10 protein-coding genes and 8 pseudogenes are annotated in these 15,509 nt (G+C 58.3%); 10 read left to right on the forward strand and 8 right to left on the reverse strand.

Annotated elements, in window-relative coordinates; genetic code table 11:
- The first annotated feature begins 118 nt into the window (after positions 1-118).
- From istA to B9A23_RS23420, 3 genes and pseudogenes are all read left to right on the forward strand, one after another.
- Positions 119-1,348: an IS21 family transposase gene (istA, locus tag B9A23_RS21050; RefSeq protein ID WP_084281322.1), complete on the forward strand. Its 1,230-nt coding sequence runs from the start codon at positions 119-121 to the stop codon at positions 1,346-1,348.
- On the forward strand, positions 1,345-2,115 hold the full coding sequence (gene istB, locus B9A23_RS21055; protein WP_084281324.1) for an IS21-like element helper ATPase IstB: 771 nt from the start codon (positions 1,345-1,347) through the stop codon (positions 2,113-2,115). Before istA ends, istB begins: the two co-directional genes overlap by 4 nt.
- 188 nt (positions 2,116-2,303) lie before the next feature.
- Positions 2,304-2,426: pseudogene (locus tag B9A23_RS23420) on the forward strand (helix-turn-helix domain-containing protein); the annotation flags it as partial.
- On the opposite strand, the pseudogene B9A23_RS21060 reads toward B9A23_RS23420, so the two are convergent.
- Positions 2,422-3,425, reverse strand: a pseudogene (locus B9A23_RS21060) (IS5 family transposase); the annotation flags it as partial. The pseudogenes B9A23_RS23420 and B9A23_RS21060 sit on opposite strands and share 5 nt — an antisense overlap.
- Before the next feature lie 208 nt (positions 3,426-3,633).
- On the opposite strand from B9A23_RS21060, the gene B9A23_RS21065 reads away from it, so the two are divergent.
- Positions 3,634-4,689, forward strand: coding sequence for an acyltransferase family protein (locus B9A23_RS21065; RefSeq protein ID WP_084281325.1), 1,056 nt, complete (start codon positions 3,634-3,636; stop codon positions 4,687-4,689).
- 401 nt (positions 4,690-5,090) lie between these two features.
- Here B9A23_RS21065 and B9A23_RS21070 read toward each other — a convergent pair.
- Positions 5,091-5,723 (reverse strand): annotated as a pseudogene (locus B9A23_RS21070) (IS630 family transposase); the annotation flags it as partial.
- A gap of 72 nt (positions 5,724-5,795) precedes the next feature.
- On the opposite strand from B9A23_RS21070, the pseudogene B9A23_RS22550 reads away from it, so the two are divergent.
- A pseudogene (locus tag B9A23_RS22550) lies at positions 5,796-6,029 on the forward strand (IS110 family transposase); the annotation flags it as partial.
- A gap of 129 nt (positions 6,030-6,158) precedes the next feature.
- Here B9A23_RS22550 and B9A23_RS21075 read toward each other — a convergent pair.
- Genes B9A23_RS21075 through B9A23_RS21085 form a run of 3 tightly spaced genes read right to left on the reverse strand, consistent with a single transcriptional unit; the run spans position 6,159 to position 9,753 of the window.
- Complete coding sequence (locus B9A23_RS21075) at positions 6,159-7,163, reverse strand: site-specific integrase (RefSeq protein WP_084281326.1); 1,005 nt, start codon at positions 7,161-7,163, stop codon at positions 6,159-6,161.
- Positions 7,160-8,527 (reverse strand): tyrosine-type recombinase/integrase, encoded by a 1,368-nt coding sequence (locus B9A23_RS21080; protein ID WP_084281327.1) that lies wholly within the window; start codon positions 8,525-8,527, stop codon positions 7,160-7,162. Before B9A23_RS21080 ends, B9A23_RS21075 begins: the two co-directional genes overlap by 4 nt.
- Positions 8,524-9,753: a site-specific integrase gene (locus B9A23_RS21085; RefSeq protein ID WP_084281329.1), complete on the reverse strand. Its 1,230-nt coding sequence runs from the start codon at positions 9,751-9,753 to the stop codon at positions 8,524-8,526. The genes B9A23_RS21080 and B9A23_RS21085 overlap by 4 nt, the downstream gene beginning before the upstream one ends.
- Before the next feature lie 134 nt (positions 9,754-9,887).
- Between B9A23_RS21085 and B9A23_RS21090 the strand changes: the two are divergent.
- A pseudogene (locus B9A23_RS21090) lies at positions 9,888-10,670 on the forward strand (IS110 family transposase); the annotation flags it as partial.
- Positions 10,671-11,083: 413 nt separating this feature from the next.
- Positions 11,084-11,389 (forward strand): hypothetical protein, encoded by a 306-nt coding sequence (locus B9A23_RS21095; protein WP_254895230.1) that lies wholly within the window; start codon positions 11,084-11,086, stop codon positions 11,387-11,389.
- Here B9A23_RS21095 and B9A23_RS21100 read toward each other — a convergent pair.
- Positions 11,359-11,553, reverse strand: a complete 195-nt coding sequence (locus B9A23_RS21100; RefSeq protein WP_084281330.1) for a hypothetical protein — start codon at positions 11,551-11,553, stop codon at positions 11,359-11,361. The two genes, B9A23_RS21095 and B9A23_RS21100, sit on opposite strands and share 31 nt — an antisense overlap.
- A gap of 155 nt (positions 11,554-11,708) precedes the next feature.
- Here B9A23_RS21100 and B9A23_RS21105 point away from each other — a divergent pair, with 155 nt between their 5' ends.
- Positions 11,709-12,788, forward strand: coding sequence for an IS630 family transposase (locus B9A23_RS21105; RefSeq protein ID WP_176218117.1), 1,080 nt, complete (start codon positions 11,709-11,711; stop codon positions 12,786-12,788).
- Between the two features lie 33 nt (positions 12,789-12,821).
- On the opposite strand, the pseudogene B9A23_RS21110 reads toward B9A23_RS21105, so the two are convergent.
- Positions 12,822-13,031: pseudogene (locus B9A23_RS21110) on the reverse strand (transposase domain-containing protein); the annotation flags it as partial.
- A 95-nt stretch (positions 13,032-13,126) separates the two neighbouring features.
- Here B9A23_RS21110 and B9A23_RS23425 point away from each other — a divergent pair.
- A pseudogene (locus B9A23_RS23425) lies at positions 13,127-13,388 on the forward strand (IS5/IS1182 family transposase); the annotation flags it as partial.
- 37 nt (positions 13,389-13,425) lie between these two features.
- On the opposite strand, the gene B9A23_RS21115 reads toward B9A23_RS23425, so the two are convergent.
- Complete coding sequence (locus B9A23_RS21115) at positions 13,426-14,610, reverse strand: glycosyltransferase (RefSeq protein ID WP_084281333.1); 1,185 nt, start codon at positions 14,608-14,610, stop codon at positions 13,426-13,428.
- A 654-nt stretch (positions 14,611-15,264) separates the two neighbouring features.
- On the opposite strand from B9A23_RS21115, the pseudogene B9A23_RS21120 reads away from it, so the two are divergent.
- Positions 15,265-15,509 (forward strand): annotated as a pseudogene (locus tag B9A23_RS21120) (transposase); the annotation flags it as partial.

The following is a 15,509-nucleotide window of genomic DNA, read 5'->3' on the forward strand; positions in this document are numbered from 1 at the left end:
CACCCCTTTCCAGCGCCAAACCCGCACCACACAAATTCAATCACTTGCGAAGCAATGTTCTACGCATGTTCCGAGGCCACTGTCCAACTTGGGTCTCGATGGCGAGGCATTGACGGCGATGAGTGTGCTGTTGAAGCAAGGGCATACGCAGAGTGCGGTTGCGCGACTGCTTGGGATTACAGAGGGCGCGGTCCGTTATCACCGCCGCCGGCGCGCTGAGGGTGCGGTGGATGGGCGGAGCCGGCAGATCGGCAAGGCGGCCGAATATGCTGAAGCGATCGCGCACTGGCGCAGCGGCCGTGGGGATGGTGCGATCAACATCGCGGCGCTGCATGAGTGGCTGACGCGCGAACATGGCTATACCGGGAGCCTGAAGTCGGTGCAGCGTTATTGGTCGCGGACGTTTCCAGCCCCTGTGATGCGCGCGCGTCGCCGGGTGGAGACGCCGCCGGGAGCGCAGGCGCAAGTCGACTGGGCCGAGTTCCCTGGCATGGTGCTGGGCAATGAAGTAGTCGACCTCTCGGCACTGGTGATGACGTTATCGTGGAGCCGCAAGCGAGCGATCGTGTGGTCCCGCTCGAAGGATGCGTTGGCGTGGCAGTCATGCCATCTGGCCTGCTTTCAGCGCCTTGGTGGGGTTGCGGCGGTGATGCGCATCGACAACGTCAAGACGGCTCTGTCGAAGGGCGCGGGCGCTTGGGGAGAGATCAACCCGACCTACCGCCGTTTCGCCAGCCAGATGCATTTTCATGTCGATGCGTGCCAGGTCCGTCAGCCCCGCGCGAAGGGCAAGGTCGAACGTTCGGTCCGTGATTGCCGCGAGTACCTCGATCCTTACAGCGGTGTCTTCGGCAACCTTGCCGATCTACAGGCCTGGACGGATGAGCGAATGACCGAACGCTCAGGCCAATTGCGCTGCCCCGCGACCGGCACAAAGGTCATGCAGGCCTGGGAGCAGGAACGTTTCCTGCTGACCCGGCTCCCCGAGACGCTGCCCGAGCCGTTCGACGTTGCTGTGCGTCGCCAGGTTGGCGATGACTGCATGGCGAGTTTTGAAGGCCGCCAATACAGTGTGCCCTTCCGCTTCATCCGACAGGACGTCGAGGTGCATGGAGTCTCTGGCAGGGTACTGTTCCTGAAGAACTGCGAAGTTGTCGCCGACCATCCGCGCGGAACCGAGGCGCTGGTCGTCATTGACCCCGCCCATTTCGAGGGTCCGAGCACGCCCCGGGTAATTGCGCCGCTGCCGCTGGGCCGGATGGGCCGCAAACTGCAGGAGATTGCAAGCGCTGGTGTCCAGCACCGCTCTCTCGACCTCTATGCGCGCCTCGCGGAGGTGGCTCGATGAACACGCCCCGGATCAGGCTCGATATCGATGCCACCCGCGAGAAGCTGTGTCAGCTTGCTTGTGGCCATGCCGCAGATGCTCTCGATGACATGATTGGCAAGGCGGTGCGTGACGAGATCAGTGCGCACGTCTTCCTCGACCGGCTCCTCACGACCGAACTTGCTGGCCGCGAGGAGCGGCGTGTGCGGGTCATGCTCAAGAACTCGAAGCTGCCGTCGGGGCAGACGCTGGAGAACTTCGATTTTGCCTTCCAGCCCGCAATCGAGCGCTCACGCATCGACACACTCGCCACTGGCACCTGGATACGCAACGCCGAGGTGGTCCTGCTGCAGGGGCCGCCTGGCGTGGGCAAGTCGCACTTGCTCGCCGCGCTGGGCATCCGTGCGGTCCAACTCGGCTTCTCGGTCCAATACTACCGCTTCGACGAGCTCATGGCCGCGCTGCGCCACGACGCCCAATTGCCACCGCCGCGCATCAAGATGCGTAAATACATGTCGAGCGCGCTGCTGTTGATCGACGAGATGGGCTACGATCCGCTCAACCGCGAGGAAGCCAGCCTATTCTTCCGTCTCGTCAGCTATCGCTATGGCCGGGGCGCCATGATGATCACCACCAACAAAAGCATCCGCGACTGGACCGAACTGCTTGCTGGAGACGAAGTCCTCGCCACCGCCATCCTCGACCGGCTTCTCCACCGCGCCCATGTCCTCAACATCAAAGGCCGCAGTTACCGCCTGCGCGACCTCGAGGACGCCTTCAAGGCCTGACCGCCAATCCTCGTCGAAGAAATTTCAGGGGTGGGGAGCATGCTCCCCACCCCTGAAATCATACCTCTCATGCAGCGCGACACCTCGTAACACTGGGTGTCGCCTTAGCTCGTAAAACTGGGTGTCCATTGACAAGGGTCAAATTCCAAAAATCCGGCATAGCTCTCCTGGTGGGAGGCGGTGCTGCGATGAAGAAGCTTGGAGATCTGATGATGATCCTGGATTTGCACGGCCAAGGCGTGAAGATCGCCGCCATCGCCCGGCAAGTGGGCATCGACCGCAAGACAGTCCGCAAGTATATCGGCCGCGGGCGATGCCGATCGTGCGCACGATCAGCCCCATGCGATGCTTCTGCCCTGCAAAGACGTGTTCGACTGCCGAGCGGATGGCTGAGCGCTTCGCGTTGGCTCTGGCGATGCGCTCGGGCATGGCACGGTGGTTCGGCTTGCGCTGGTGGATGTGGCTCTTGAACATGCCCCTTTCGAGGAAGGCCTCATTCTTCTTCGAGCGATAGGCCGGCTCGGCCAAGACACCCGAGCCGGTGTTGCTCGTGCTGATCAGGTCAGGCAGCCGGGCACCATCATGGGCGTTTGCGGCGCTGGCGTCCCAGGTCCGGATTAGCCCGTGAGCCCGGTCGATGCCTATGTGGTTCTTGTAGCCGAACATCGGGATCGCAAGATCGACCGGTTTGAAGGCCTTGGGATCGGCACCCTCCTTCACCTTGGCCTTGGTGTACTTCACGCTCCACCGGGCATCGCGATCCTTCTGCAGGAGCCGGGCTGGCTTTGCCTTCCATGCCTCCGGAATCCGGCCGTCCTTGATCGCGGCCTTCTCATCCACGGTGTTGCGCTGCTTGGGTGCGGGCACCACCGTGACATCAATGATCTGGCCACCCATCGCGAGATAGCCATGATCAGTTAGAGCCGCATCGAAGCGGGCAAAGAGCTTGTCGATCGCCTTGGCCTGCACCAGGCACTCGCGGAACAGCCACACCGTCGTTGCATCGGGCACTGTGCCATCGAGCCCAAGGCCCAGGAAGCGCTGGAACGACAAGCGATCCTTGATCTGGAATTCCGTTGCTTCGTCCGACAGCGAATAGAGCGCCTGCAGCACCAGGATCTTGAACATCAGGACCGGTCGAACGGTGGTCGGCCGCCCTTGCCACGGACGCTACGGCGCAGAGCGGCAATCAAGGCACCACGGAATACCTCAAAGTCGACCACCCCAGCCAACCGCTCAAGCGGATCACCCGCTGCGCTCAACGCCTCGTACCGGTCCGAAAGATCAAAGAAACCGGGCTGTCCTGCCATCATCGCCTCCGCTCATCCACAAAGGCAGTGAATCAGGTCAGGTCACCAAACGTCAGAGTTTTTCGAACCGTCCAGCCTCCTCGAAATGGTCCATCTCGCCACCGCCAGATACCGGCTCAAATCTGTCTACGCCGCCGAGAAAGCCGAAAATGAAGGCAATGCGTATCTGTTTTGACTTTTTGGTGTACTTTAAGTAATTAGCCGCCTGATGCACGGGCAGCACTACTCTATCCAGTTTGGTCGGGCTTTAGCGGCTTCGATCGTGGTTTTAGCCCACATCGGCGCTGTTACTAACGACATCGGCCTGCAGTTGGATGGCTGGTTACCGTTTTCAACGGGTGTGGATCTATTTTTTGTAATCAGCGGCTACATAATAACCTTGGTGCTACAGCGACCTATAGGGGCAATAGATTTTCTGAAGCGCCGAGCGCTACGCATTTTGCCTTTTCTTGCATTTTTTACGTTTGTCTGGGTGGCTATGTTAGCCGTCAGTGGTAAGCCTTTGCCGAGCGTAATTAATTTACTCTTCTCCCTGTTGTCTCTCCCTCAACAGGGTTATCCCGTCTTGGGTGTCGGTTGGTCTCTAGAACATGAGGTGATTTTCTACGCAGTAGCCACAGTCTTATTGGTATGTGAGCGTAAAGATTTGTTTTTGCCGGTAATGGTTGGAATATCTGCGGTCAGCGTGGCCGCCCATCTATTTCTTCCAATCGATTTTTTGCAGAATGATTTCCATTTGCTATCGCCCTACCACGTTGAGTTTCTTGCTGGATTAGTTTTATTCCGAGCTAAAGGGCGACTTACGATTATTTCTTGGCAAATCACGTTTCTTATTGGCATCGTAGGGTTTGTTTCGGCAAGTCTATTAGTACAGTATTTTTATGGTGGTCATATACCCACGCAACCGTTTGGGGCATTAGGAATTTTTCGCGTCTTTATCCTTGCGGTCACCAGTTCTATATTGCTGACGAGCTTTTTGGCAATGGAAGAAAATTACCCCGAAATGCCGAGATTTGGCAAATTGCCCCACGCGATAGGAAATGCTTCGTACGGTTTGTATCTGTCACATCCAATAGTATTTGCGGCAACAGGCCCAATTTTGGCAATCGTCTGGCCTGCTACCATCTCGGCTTGGTTTACAGTCCCTTTAGCCTTCGCGATGTCTATATTATTCGCGTTGATTTGGTATCGTTGGGCCGAGGCCCCAATACTTGCTTACTTGCAAGGAATAAAGCCTAGGATCAAAACCCAATCAGCCTCTTGAACTATACGCTAAGGTTGATTCGGTGGGTCTCGATGTTGGCTGGTGTCTCCTTCGATGTCGCGTTCGTTGTTCTGGTTGCTGGATGAATCCTGACTGACGATCGACCGTGTCTGCTGTAGAACGAGTTCGAGCGTGACTAGTCGACGAACGTCGAGTGATCTTGGGTATGCTGCAGGTAATAAAGTTCAACTGGACACTCTGATCTACCCGCTCATGATGTCTGGTCTGACCTGACGGTGAGCGGTCTACCGGTATCGGGTGCCATAATCGGTAGTTTTCTGGTTGCTGACGAGGCTTAGCGGACCATTCAGGGCCTTAGCTGCGTGAACAAGCGGTGTTCGCTCGGGTTTCGAAGTAGAGGAAGCGTTTAAAGTTAAACGCGATGTTGGCGAGGCCGATCTTCACCTAGGTCCGCTTAGAGCGTTTTTCGATCCTTCTGGGTCATAACCGCACGAGCTGAAGTAGTTTTCGCTTTCATCGGGCTTGAAGATATTGACGAGCCTGCCGATCAGGTCCCAGAGGTCGCTTACGATGCGCTCACCGATCTTTAGGAGCATGGCCTTCAATCGTGAGAACGCCTTTCCGATCGGGTTGAAAGCAGGGCTGCAGGGCGGGAGGAAGCGCCGGGTTGCGCCTGCGGCCTCGATTTTTTCTTGCACCGACGCTCGCTTATGGCTCGAGAGGTTGTGCATGATGACCACGTCTCCGGGGCGCAGCTCAGGCACGAGCACCTCGGTGACGTAGGCTTCGAACCAGTCGCCGTTGATCGGCCCGTCCAGCACCACCGGCGCGACCATACCAGCCATGCGCAGGCCCGCGACCAGCGTGGTGGTCTTGCGATGACCGTGCGGGAAGCCCATCCGCAGCCGCTCGCCTTTCGGGCAGCGGCCATAACTGCGGGTCATGTTGGTGGCGGTCCACGTTTCGTCTATGAACACGAGCCGCTCGGGTTCGAGGTCGAGTTGGCCGTCGAACCACTCCCGCCGCTGCTTCAGGTTGTCGGGCCGGTCCTGCTCGATGGCATGGCCAGTCTTTATGGGATGGCCCGCCCCTTTTCCCCGGCATCGGATATGATGCTGTTGCTTGAAGAGGAAAGGAGCGGACCGATGTCTATTGTGATCCTTGGCGTTGATTTGGGCAAGAATGCCTGCAGTGTGGTGGGCGTGGATGCGGCGGGAGCTGTCGTCGTACGCAGGTCGATGCAGCGCCAGACGCTGGTCGACTACGTTGCCAAGCTTCCTGTGTGCGTGGTCGTGATGGAGGCATGTTGCGGTGCCCATTATCTGGGGCGCCTGTTCGCCGCGCACGGACATGAGATCCGGCTGATGTCGCCGGAGTACGTACGGCCGTATGTGAAGTTATGCGCAGGTGGACATAACTTCACTAATCACGAGGTGCCCATAATGCGGAGGAACGCGGCCTGATTGGCGGATTTCTGCCGTTTCTGTCCATGTTTCCTCCACATTATCTTAGAGCGTGTCCAGCCAGGCGAGCACACTTGCATCGCGCTTCCACGATGGCTGGCCGCCGCGTGTGGTCGGAACGGCGACCTTCTCCAGTGCCTTTCGCTTTGTTTCCAGATTGGCCCGGGCATAGTGGTTGGTCGTGTCGAGGCTCGCATGACCGAGCCAGCTTCGGATCACTGTAACGTCGACGCCTGCCGAGATGAGATGCACGGCGGTGGCATGTCGGAAGGCGTGGGGCGTAACATGCTTAGCCCGCAGTGACGGCACGGTTATGGCCGCTGCCTTCACGTAGGCGGCGAGCTTGAAGCGGACCCCTGAGGCGCTGAGCGGCTCCCCATAGCGGTTGACGAAGAGTCTCTGGTCCGGCGCCCGTGGTTGCCGTTCAAGCAGCTTCTTCAGCAACATGACTGTTTCCGGCCATAGCGGGCAGATGCGTTCCTTCCGCCCCTTGCCGGTCAGGCGCGCACAGCTCGGGCTTTCGAACCGGATCGCTTCGGGACACAGATCGAGCGCTTCCTGGATTCGTGCGCCACTGTTGTAGAGGAACGAGAGCAGCGCATGGTCGCGCATACCCTCGACGGTCGAACGGTCTGGCTGAGCGAGGATCGCCGTCACTTCCGCCGGATCCAGATAGCTCGGCTCCGACACGGGAGCCCGCTTGATCGGGATGTGGAGGATTTCGACGCATTGAGCGATCGACGCGGGATCCTTGGTTGCCACGAAGTGGAAGAAGCTACGGATCGCGGCAAGCCGACAGTTGCGCGTGCCGATCGTTCCACCGCGTTCATGTTCGGCATGACCGAGGAACGCGGTCACCTCGCTGGCGGTCAGATTGGCCAGAGTGAGCGTAGCCATCTTCTTTCCGGCACGCTGCGCGATGAACCGCAGCAATAGCCGCCAGGTGTCGCGGTATGATCGAACCGTATGGATGGACGCGTTACGCTGCTCGACCAGCCATTCGTAGAAGAACGCGCGCAGCAGGTTCGGGAACGGGTCGGCCTTGCTCATGGCTGCGCCTCCCGTCCCGGACTGAGGCATTGTGCGCCGACTGCCCGGAACCGCTCTTTGGCGAGGTGCAGCAGCTCCTGCGTCACGGTGATGTAGACCAGGGTAGAGTTGATATCCCTATGGCCGAGATAGGTTGCGAGAAACGGCAGGCGATCCTGTGGATTGATGCCCGTTCGGTACCATTCGAGGATTCTGTTCACGACCATCGAGTGGCGCAGGTCATGTACGCGCGGGCCCGCTTTTCCTCGCAATGGTTTCAATCCGGCACGGCGTATGACGTCCGAGAGCAGCCATGTGATCATTTCCGGCGTGTAATGGCCGTCACCTCGCTCGTGCCAGAATAGACCCGATCGCGCGTCCTGTGACCCACCGGCCCGCTGCCGTGCATCGATGTAGGCCCGAAGCCCGACTACAACGCTGTCCGGTAGCGGCAAAATGCGGGTCTTGAAGAACTTGGTCTGCCGGATGGTGATGGTACCCGCGCGCAGGTCAAGATCACCAAGATCAAGACGGGCGAGTTCGCCGCGCCGCAAGCCCGCGCAATAGGCAAGGAGTAGCATAGTGTACATGCTCAGCGGTCGAAGCGGCGCCCGGGGAGACGGATAGGCGCAGGCAACGTCGAGCATCCGCCGCACGTCGCTAGGCGAGTAAATATGGGGCTTTCGCCATTGTTTCGCCGCCTCCTTCCTCGGTCTCGGGTCCGGTCGCCGCACAGGTATCGACGGGTCGCGGTGACGAAGGATTTTCGCAAACACGCGCTTGAGCTTTTCACATTCCTCCGCGTGGTGCCTCGTGACATTCGTTGCCGCCCATCGATCGATCATGGCGCTAAACGGTTCAGCTTCCGGTCCCGGATGCAACTGCAGGAACCGGTCGAACCGCAGGAGCAACGGGGGCTGCGATGTGTATTTGTATCCTCTGCGCCGCATCATCGCGACATGCTCGACCATCATTTCGCCCAGCACGCTGCCGAACGGTCTGGGCTGGCGCAATTCGGCAAGAGCCTGATCCGGATCTCGCGACGCCAAGGCCCGCCAGATCGGCATGCATTGCTTGATATTGCATTCATCGCGCAGGGCGACGACGGGATTGCATTGGAGCGCGCCGATTCCCACCAGGCGTTCGAGGAACCGATCAACGATGCGTGTGCGGTGCAAGAGCGTGGCCGACGCTCGGCGCACGGCTGATTCTCGAAGCCAAACCAGCAGCACCTCCTGATCGAGCACGTGGTAACGTTCGGCGACATCCTGGAAGCTGTGCAAGACTTGAGCGTTGCAGGTTCGGCTTTTCGTGCTGTGCAGATCAAGGCTCGCGACAAAGCGGTCAATGATCGCGCGGTTGGGATCGGGCCAGCGAGCGCTCATGGCAGCAGCTCCATTCCCGGCACGTCGAGCGCAATGGCCCTGAGGTCCTCGGTCGCGAGCTTGAGGTAGGGCGCTGTCGATCCTGTCGAACGGTGTCCGAGCAGGTCTCCGATGACCTTTTGAGGAACAGCGGCCCGCAGCATTTCGACCGCGCGTGCATGACGGAAGATATGGGGGCCACACTTACCAGGCGGTTGGACGCCAGCGTCACGGAGCCGCCGGCGAACCGCACTGTAGAGCTTGTCGAGCATGCGATAGGGCGCACGCGTGCGGATAAAGATTTCCCTGGCGTCGGTCTCGGGACGCCCGGAACGCAGATAAGCAAGTACAGCTTCGCCGACCGGCGCAAGCAGTGGCAGCAATGTGCTGGCTCGCGTCTTGTTGTGACGAACATGGATGGTGTCTGTTCGCCAGTCGATGTCCTCGATCCGGAGATGGCGGATCTCGCCTGAGCGCAATCCATAAATCGCAAGGAGTTGCAGGATTGCATGGTCCCGCAACCCCGCCGGTGTTTTGTCCCTCTTGGCACTCTCCAGCACGGCGATGATCTGCCCGCGGTCGAGGACCGAAGGTACTCCTTCATATGCATATAGCATTGGCGCTATCACGTGCCCCGACAGGTCCGTCGCGACGCGACCTGTGGTGTGGAGATAGCGCAGCAGTGAGCGAAGCCGTTCTGCCACGGACTTCAGCGAGCAGCGCGTCAGTTTCGGCGCGCGCAAATCCATGTAACGGTCAACGTCAGTGACGCTCAGACCCGCCAAGCCATCGATCCCGTGAGCGAACTGCCAGGCAAGGAAGTTCCGGGCTTCCCATATTAACGCCGCGATGCTCGCGCGAGCCAACCCACGCTCCTCACGCAGCCAGATTTCGTATTCGGCGCAGATTGAAAATCGGACCTCATCGGCCGCGCAAGTAGGCTCGATAGCTGGCGGCCATTGGCCGTGAACAAGCCGGAGCAGCGCGTGAATGCCGGAGCGTGGAACCTCGTGCCAGCGCGCGCTGGGGCGTCGACCACGCTGCTTTTCGAACAGGACGATCGCGTGCCGCAGATACTGCTCCACCTGCACGTCGCTCGCGTCCGCAACCGGGATGCGTCGCTGCCCCAGATGATCGAGAAACCCAGATGCGTAGGTGCAGTAATTCCTCGCTACGACGGGGCTATATCGCTGACCAATAAGCTTGGAATTGAGTGAGGCGATTAACTCGTGACGGTTATCCGACATTGGCGACTCCTCTGCTGGTCGATTGACCCGCAGAGGTTCGGCGCCAAATAATGCAAAGCAAGTCGATCCGAAAACGGCAGAAATCCGCCAATTAGGCCGCGTTCCTCCGCATTATGGGCACCTCGTGATTAGTCAAAGCACAGAAGAACGATGACCGCGACGCCGAGGCGATCGCCGAGGCCGCCTCGCGTCCAACGATGCGCTTCGTCGAACTCAAGACCCAGGAGCAGTTGGACATCCAGACGCTCCACCGGGTTCGCTCGCGCCTGGTGGCTGATCGCAGGAGCCTGACCAACCAGTCGCGGGCGATCCTGCTGGAGCGCGGGACCATTTTCCCGGTTGGGCGGCGCAAGCTGGAACTCGGCATCGATGCCCTGCTGGCCGATGAGGATAAGAACTTGTCACTGCGTCTGCGCCAGTTGGTGGCCTAACTGCGTGCCGAATGGCGCGAACTCGATACCAGGGTGGAAGCGCTGAACGGCGAGTTTGTCGAGCTGGCGCGCAATGACGCGGCTGCCCGGCGGCTCACATCCATCCCCGGCGTCGGGGTGCTGAACGCAACAGCCCTGATTGCAGCCGTGGGCGATGCCAGCAGCTTTGCCAAAGCCCGAGACCTGGATGCCTGGCTCGGTCTGGTGCCCCGTCAGCATACTACCGGCGGCAAGCCGCGGCTGCTCGGCATCTCCAAGCGAGGCAACACCTACTTGCGCACCTTGCTCATCCACGGTGCCCGAGTAGCATTGCTGTCGCTGGCGCGAAGCGAGACCCCGTTGGGGCGCTGGTTGACAGGAATGATCGAGCGAGGAGCCCACCGCAATGCTATCGTCGTCGCGCTGGCCAACAAGCTGGCGCGGATCGCATGGGCGGCCTTGCGCAAGGACGCGACGTTCGAACGAGGCTACCCAGTCGCGGCATAACCAGATCGGCCGCACGCATCTTCGTGCATAGGCCAACGATGTTTGCAGGAAGGATAGTGAAGATGGCCTGACAGTCGATCGGCGTCTGGAAAGCCCGGCCAAAAAAATGGCACTCGTTGCCGGCGTCTTTATTGTGGCTCCAGACGTGCGGATGTCCAGCTTGGCCATGGGGTCCCCCATGAGACCGCATACGTTAACGCAGACTGATCAGAACACTTCAAAATCCCCCTTGCAGACGGGGCGGGCCATACGTTTTGGTAGCCAGTCGCTGCGACAAACTCTTCGAGGACCGCTTGCTTCTCATTACCTCTGGCGTTGGCATATCGATCTCTGATCGCATTAGCTAACTCCACCCGCCCGGCATGCGTCATTGGTGATTGCATCGCGCCACCCTTCTAACCGGGACGCATGGCATGTCGCTTCGTGCGCCCAGAGTAACATTCTACGTGAGGCAACGGCATCTGCTTAGCAACTTCGATCATGAGGCAATGCGACAAGAGCTGATCGACTCTCCCTTAGGCTGGTCGATCGAGCGCAACGGCAGACACGTGAAGGTCAACGTCGTCCGGTTGGCAACCGAACCAGGCTGGTCGCTCGAGGTGGTCAACGACAAGAGCACTTCAACCGTCTGGGAAGACCTGTTCGAGACTGATCGCCAGGCAGACGCCGCGTTCAGAAGAGCACTCGCTCAGGACGGCTTCGAAGCGTTCCTCGACTGACGCTCCAGCGCCGCAATCCGGATGGCCCAGCGGCCGCTATCGGATGCGTACAGATCTTCTGCGATGATGTCGCGTAGGCAGTCGATGCCGTCGTTAGATAGCGTGATGACGAGCTCTCGATCTTCGGTTCCGTAGACCCAGATGACGCCGTCCTCGGTGTCCATCTTATCAGTCAGGTCGAAGAGGAAGTTCTCATCTTCGCCGAGTTAGATTGCTACCTGAGCCATCGGCGTCGCGGCGTATAATACCAATCTGCGCGGTGCCTGACTCACGGGGGATTCCCAAGGCGGCGAGAATCTGAATCTATGTCGCTCTGGCTTTGGAGTGCGGCGCCACGGGTTCAGCGATCGGCTTGCGGGAAGATTTCAATGGTGCGACTCTGCGCCGATTGTCGCGAACTACGAAAAGTGCGAACCAGGCGTGTCGACTGTTGGCCTTGGCTGAAATTTACGACGGCGGCAGTCGGAGCGCAGCGGCGCGGATCGGCGGCGTGGGGCTTCAGATCGTGCGGGACTGGGTGATCCGGTTCAATGCCCGCGGTCCTGATGGACTGCTGGACGGCAAGGCGCCGGGCCCGCGTTCGCGGTTGAACGATGCGCAGCGGCGGGCGCTGGTCGATGTTGTCGAGAGCGGCCCGACCCCGGCGATCCACGGGGTGGTGCGGTGGCGCCTGATCGATTTGGCGCAATGGCTTCATGACGAATGTGCGGTCTCGCTCGATGAGACCACAATCAGCCGCGAATTGAAGAAGCTGGGCTACGTGAAGCTCAGCGCGCGGCCTCGCCATCATGCCCAGAATGAACGTGCGATGGGAGGCCTTCAAAAAGGGGGCTTTGCTGCCGAGCTCGCAAAGGTCAGGGCCAAGCTCCCAAAGGGCACGCCCATAGAAGTCTGGTTCCAGGACGAAGCCCGTGTCGGCCAGAAGAACAAGATTACGCGGCGCTGGGCGAGACGCGGGACCCGGCCCTCGGCTCCGAAGGATCAGTGGACGAAATCAGCCTACATCTTCGGCGCGATCTGCCCGGACCATGGTAAGGCCGCCGGGCTCGTCCTGCCCTTCTGCAATACCGAAACCATGGCCCTGCACCTCGCCGAGATCTCGCTCGCCATCGCACCGGGCGCCCATGCAGTCGTCTTGATGAATCAGGCTGGATGGCACACCACTGGCAAGCTCGACGTGCCCGCCAACATCAGCATCGTCGCGCTGCCGGCTAAGTGCCCCGAACTCAACCCGGTCGAGAATATCCGGCAGTTCATGCGCGACAACTGGCTCTCCAACCGCGTCTTCACCTCCTACGACAACATCATCGACCACTGCTGCGAGGCTTGGAACAAGCTCATCGATCAGCCTTGGCACATCATGACGATCGGCGGCCGAAAGTGGGCGCGTGGGTCATGATCAATGCAGATTGGTATAACTTGTTTCGCTGCATCAGGCTGCGAGCTCGGTGATTGGCGCCGTTCGCGCAGCCTTCCAGTTCCCGGTCAACAGCTCGTGCAGTCGGTTTTGTGGGATGTCGGCAATGCGGGAGAGGACGTTCGTAAACCAGACGAGCGGATCGACGTCGTTGAGACGTGCGGTGCCGAAGAAGCTGTACATCATCGCCGCGCGTTCACCACCGGGGTGGGAACCCACGAACAGCGATGCTAAGGCACCTGAACTCGGGTGCCTCAGCGTCATCGAAAGCACCAACGAAATGGCGGATTCTGTGATCGCCTTTACCTTCCTGGTGCTAGATCCTGGCCGATCGCAGCTATGATGCCGAAGGGTTCAGGAACGCGTTCAAGCAAAAGGGCATTAAGCCTTGCAATCCCCGCTGCGATTACCGCTCCATCGCCGTCACTTACGACAAGCTCCGACAAAAACGCCTCAACCGCATCGAGATCATGTTCCGCCGCCTTAATGACTGGCGACGCGTGGCAACTCGCTATAACCGATACCTGATGCCCGACCGTTTATTTCCTCGCACCCGCTCTAGCTGCCACCGTGCTCTTCTGACTGTGATCAGTGAATCCTCCGCTTTATGTACAATTCTTCAATATCTTTCTCGCTCTAGACACGAACGGTACATTGTATAATATTCATCACACATTCGCGTGGATGCATATCTTCGTCGAGTAATAACCGAATAAATATTTACAGCAAGGGTGCGCAAATAAATGTTATCCAAACAATCTGATAAGGAAATCGCTATCGCAGTCACATCCTCAACATCAGATATCCCAGGATAAGTCTCGGGCATAACTTCGTCCACACCCGGACTTCGAAAAGTGATAATTGGAACCCCCGCTATAAGCGCTTCTAAATGAAGCAAAGGAAGGCCTTCGAAGCGAGATGGCATTAAAACACAGTCAAAATCTGCCAATTTCTCTGACAAATTCGCGATCGGACCTCTTATGTGGAAATTCCACCTAGTGCGTATGTTACTAAGGCCATTACGAATATTCTCCTCGAGGGGGCCTTCCCCGGCAATCGTTACATCGACGTTGTCACATTTTGATAGTGAACTAGCTAACAACAGAATCTTCGGAAGCAGGTCTGCACCCTTTTGGTGCACAAACCTAGCGGCAAACAGAACTCTTACGGGTGACCGATGTTCTTCGGCAACCTTCGCATTTGTTGATCCTAGAACTGAATTAAGAATGACGCGGGGCCTTAAAACACTACTCGGTTTAAATAACTTTTGACTTGCGTCAGCGGCAGACTCCGAAACCGCAATTGTTGTGGCGTATGTTAGTTTTTTTGCCACCCATATGCCAATAGACTCCCAACTTTGCCAAAGACGGCTGTTATGTACCGTCCTTACCAAAGGTATTTTGCGCAAATTGGGATTGATACATAAAGCAATCGCAAACGTAAGCTCAGGAATTTCTGTGTGTAGATGTACAATATCGGGCTTATAGGTCTTAATTGCTGAAATGAGTTTCAACGCAGCGATAATACATCCCCCGCTCTTGAAAGAAATGGAACTTCCTTCCAATTGAGTTGCACCAATAGAATCTAACTTTTGGCGCATCGCACGGCCGACTTCAGTCATTCGCGTCGCACGCTTTACAGCAAATACTATGGGATCGACGGCATCGCGCATGCCGGTTGCGAGTTGCAAAGCGACTCCCTCGGCACCGCCAAGTTCGAGGTGGGAAACAACTTGAAGAACTTTAATCTTCTCACAGCTTGACACCAACGCCTTTCCAGCGCCGGCTTCTATCTCAGATTTCATGGCATATCCCAAGTCTAACTCAGCGGTGTAAAGGGTAATCCGAGGTTAGCAGTGAAGCAAGTGACTGATGGGCCTTTGTCGTTGCCCTTAATTCCCTGACTGTTCTTCAATGGTTAATTGGGTGATGTATTCGCGGGGCGCGAGGTAGCCGAGGGCGCGATGCGGGTGGATGGTGTTGTAGTGATGGAACTATATGTTTAGTCCCAGCATTTGATGGTGCATTATTCGGCAGAAATGGAAGGATGTGCTATGGGGCAGATTTTACACGGGAGCGCCCGCAAGACAGAGGCAGTCGGTCGAACGATACAGCATAGTCAAGATAGTCTCAGGGTTCTGGCCAAGCTCCACGGCATCAGTTAGAAGACTGTCGCAAAGTGGAGGCGGCGAACGGCAATCAGGGATATGCCGCCCGGCCCGAAGGAAGCGCATTCGACGGTGCTGGAGCATGGAGGAAGAAGCGATCATCGTCGCTTTCTGCAAGCCCACGCTGCTGCCACTGGATAACTACCTTTGCGCGGGTCAGGCGACGGTCCCCCGCCTGACCCGCGCATCTCTGCATCGCTTCCTTCAACGCACGGGATCAGTCGATTGCCGGAGGTAGCAGCAGAAAAGGAACAGGAGCGCAAGTTCAAGATCGATCCGATCTTTGTGGTGCTGCATGCTGACGACACCACCGTCCCGCTTTTGGCTAAGCTCAAGACCAGCGTGGCGCGAATATGGGGCTATGTGCGCGATGATCGACCGTTCGGTGGCACGGCGCCACCGGTGGCGCTAAGTTACTACTCCAGTGACCGTGGAGGTGAGCATCCGCGAGCGCACTTGGCGGGCTACACCGGGATTCTCCAGGTCGACAGGTATGCCGGCTTCAATGCCCTGTTCGAGGACGGCCGCTCGGACAA

It is taken from the genome of Novosphingobium sp. B1, assembly GCF_900176395.1.
GTDB lineage: Bacteria > Pseudomonadota > Alphaproteobacteria > Sphingomonadales > Sphingomonadaceae > Novosphingobium.

Bases quoted from the DNA above. Each gene is read 5' to 3' on its own strand.
- istA (WP_084281322.1), top strand. From the start codon at position 119: ATGAGTGTGCTGTTGAAGCAAGGGCATACGCAGAGTGCGGTTGCGCGA.
- istB (WP_084281324.1), top strand. From the start codon at position 1,345: ATGAACACGCCCCGGATCAGGCTCGATATCGATGCCACCCGCGAGAAG.
- B9A23_RS21065 (WP_084281325.1), top strand. From the start codon at position 3,634: ATGCACGGGCAGCACTACTCTATCCAGTTTGGTCGGGCTTTAGCGGCT.
- B9A23_RS21075 (WP_084281326.1), bottom strand. From the start codon at position 7,163: ATGAGCAAGGCCGACCCGTTCCCGAACCTGCTGCGCGCGTTCTTCTAC.
- B9A23_RS21080 (WP_084281327.1), bottom strand. From the start codon at position 8,527: ATGAGCGCTCGCTGGCCCGATCCCAACCGCGCGATCATTGACCGCTTT.
- B9A23_RS21085 (WP_084281329.1), bottom strand. From the start codon at position 9,753: ATGTCGGATAACCGTCACGAGTTAATCGCCTCACTCAATTCCAAGCTT.
- B9A23_RS21095 (WP_254895230.1), top strand. From the start codon at position 11,084: ATGTCGCTTCGTGCGCCCAGAGTAACATTCTACGTGAGGCAACGGCAT.
- B9A23_RS21100 (WP_084281330.1), bottom strand. From the start codon at position 11,553: ATGGACACCGAGGACGGCGTCATCTGGGTCTACGGAACCGAAGATCGA.
- B9A23_RS21115 (WP_084281333.1), bottom strand. From the start codon at position 14,610: ATGAAATCTGAGATAGAAGCCGGCGCTGGAAAGGCGTTGGTGTCAAGC.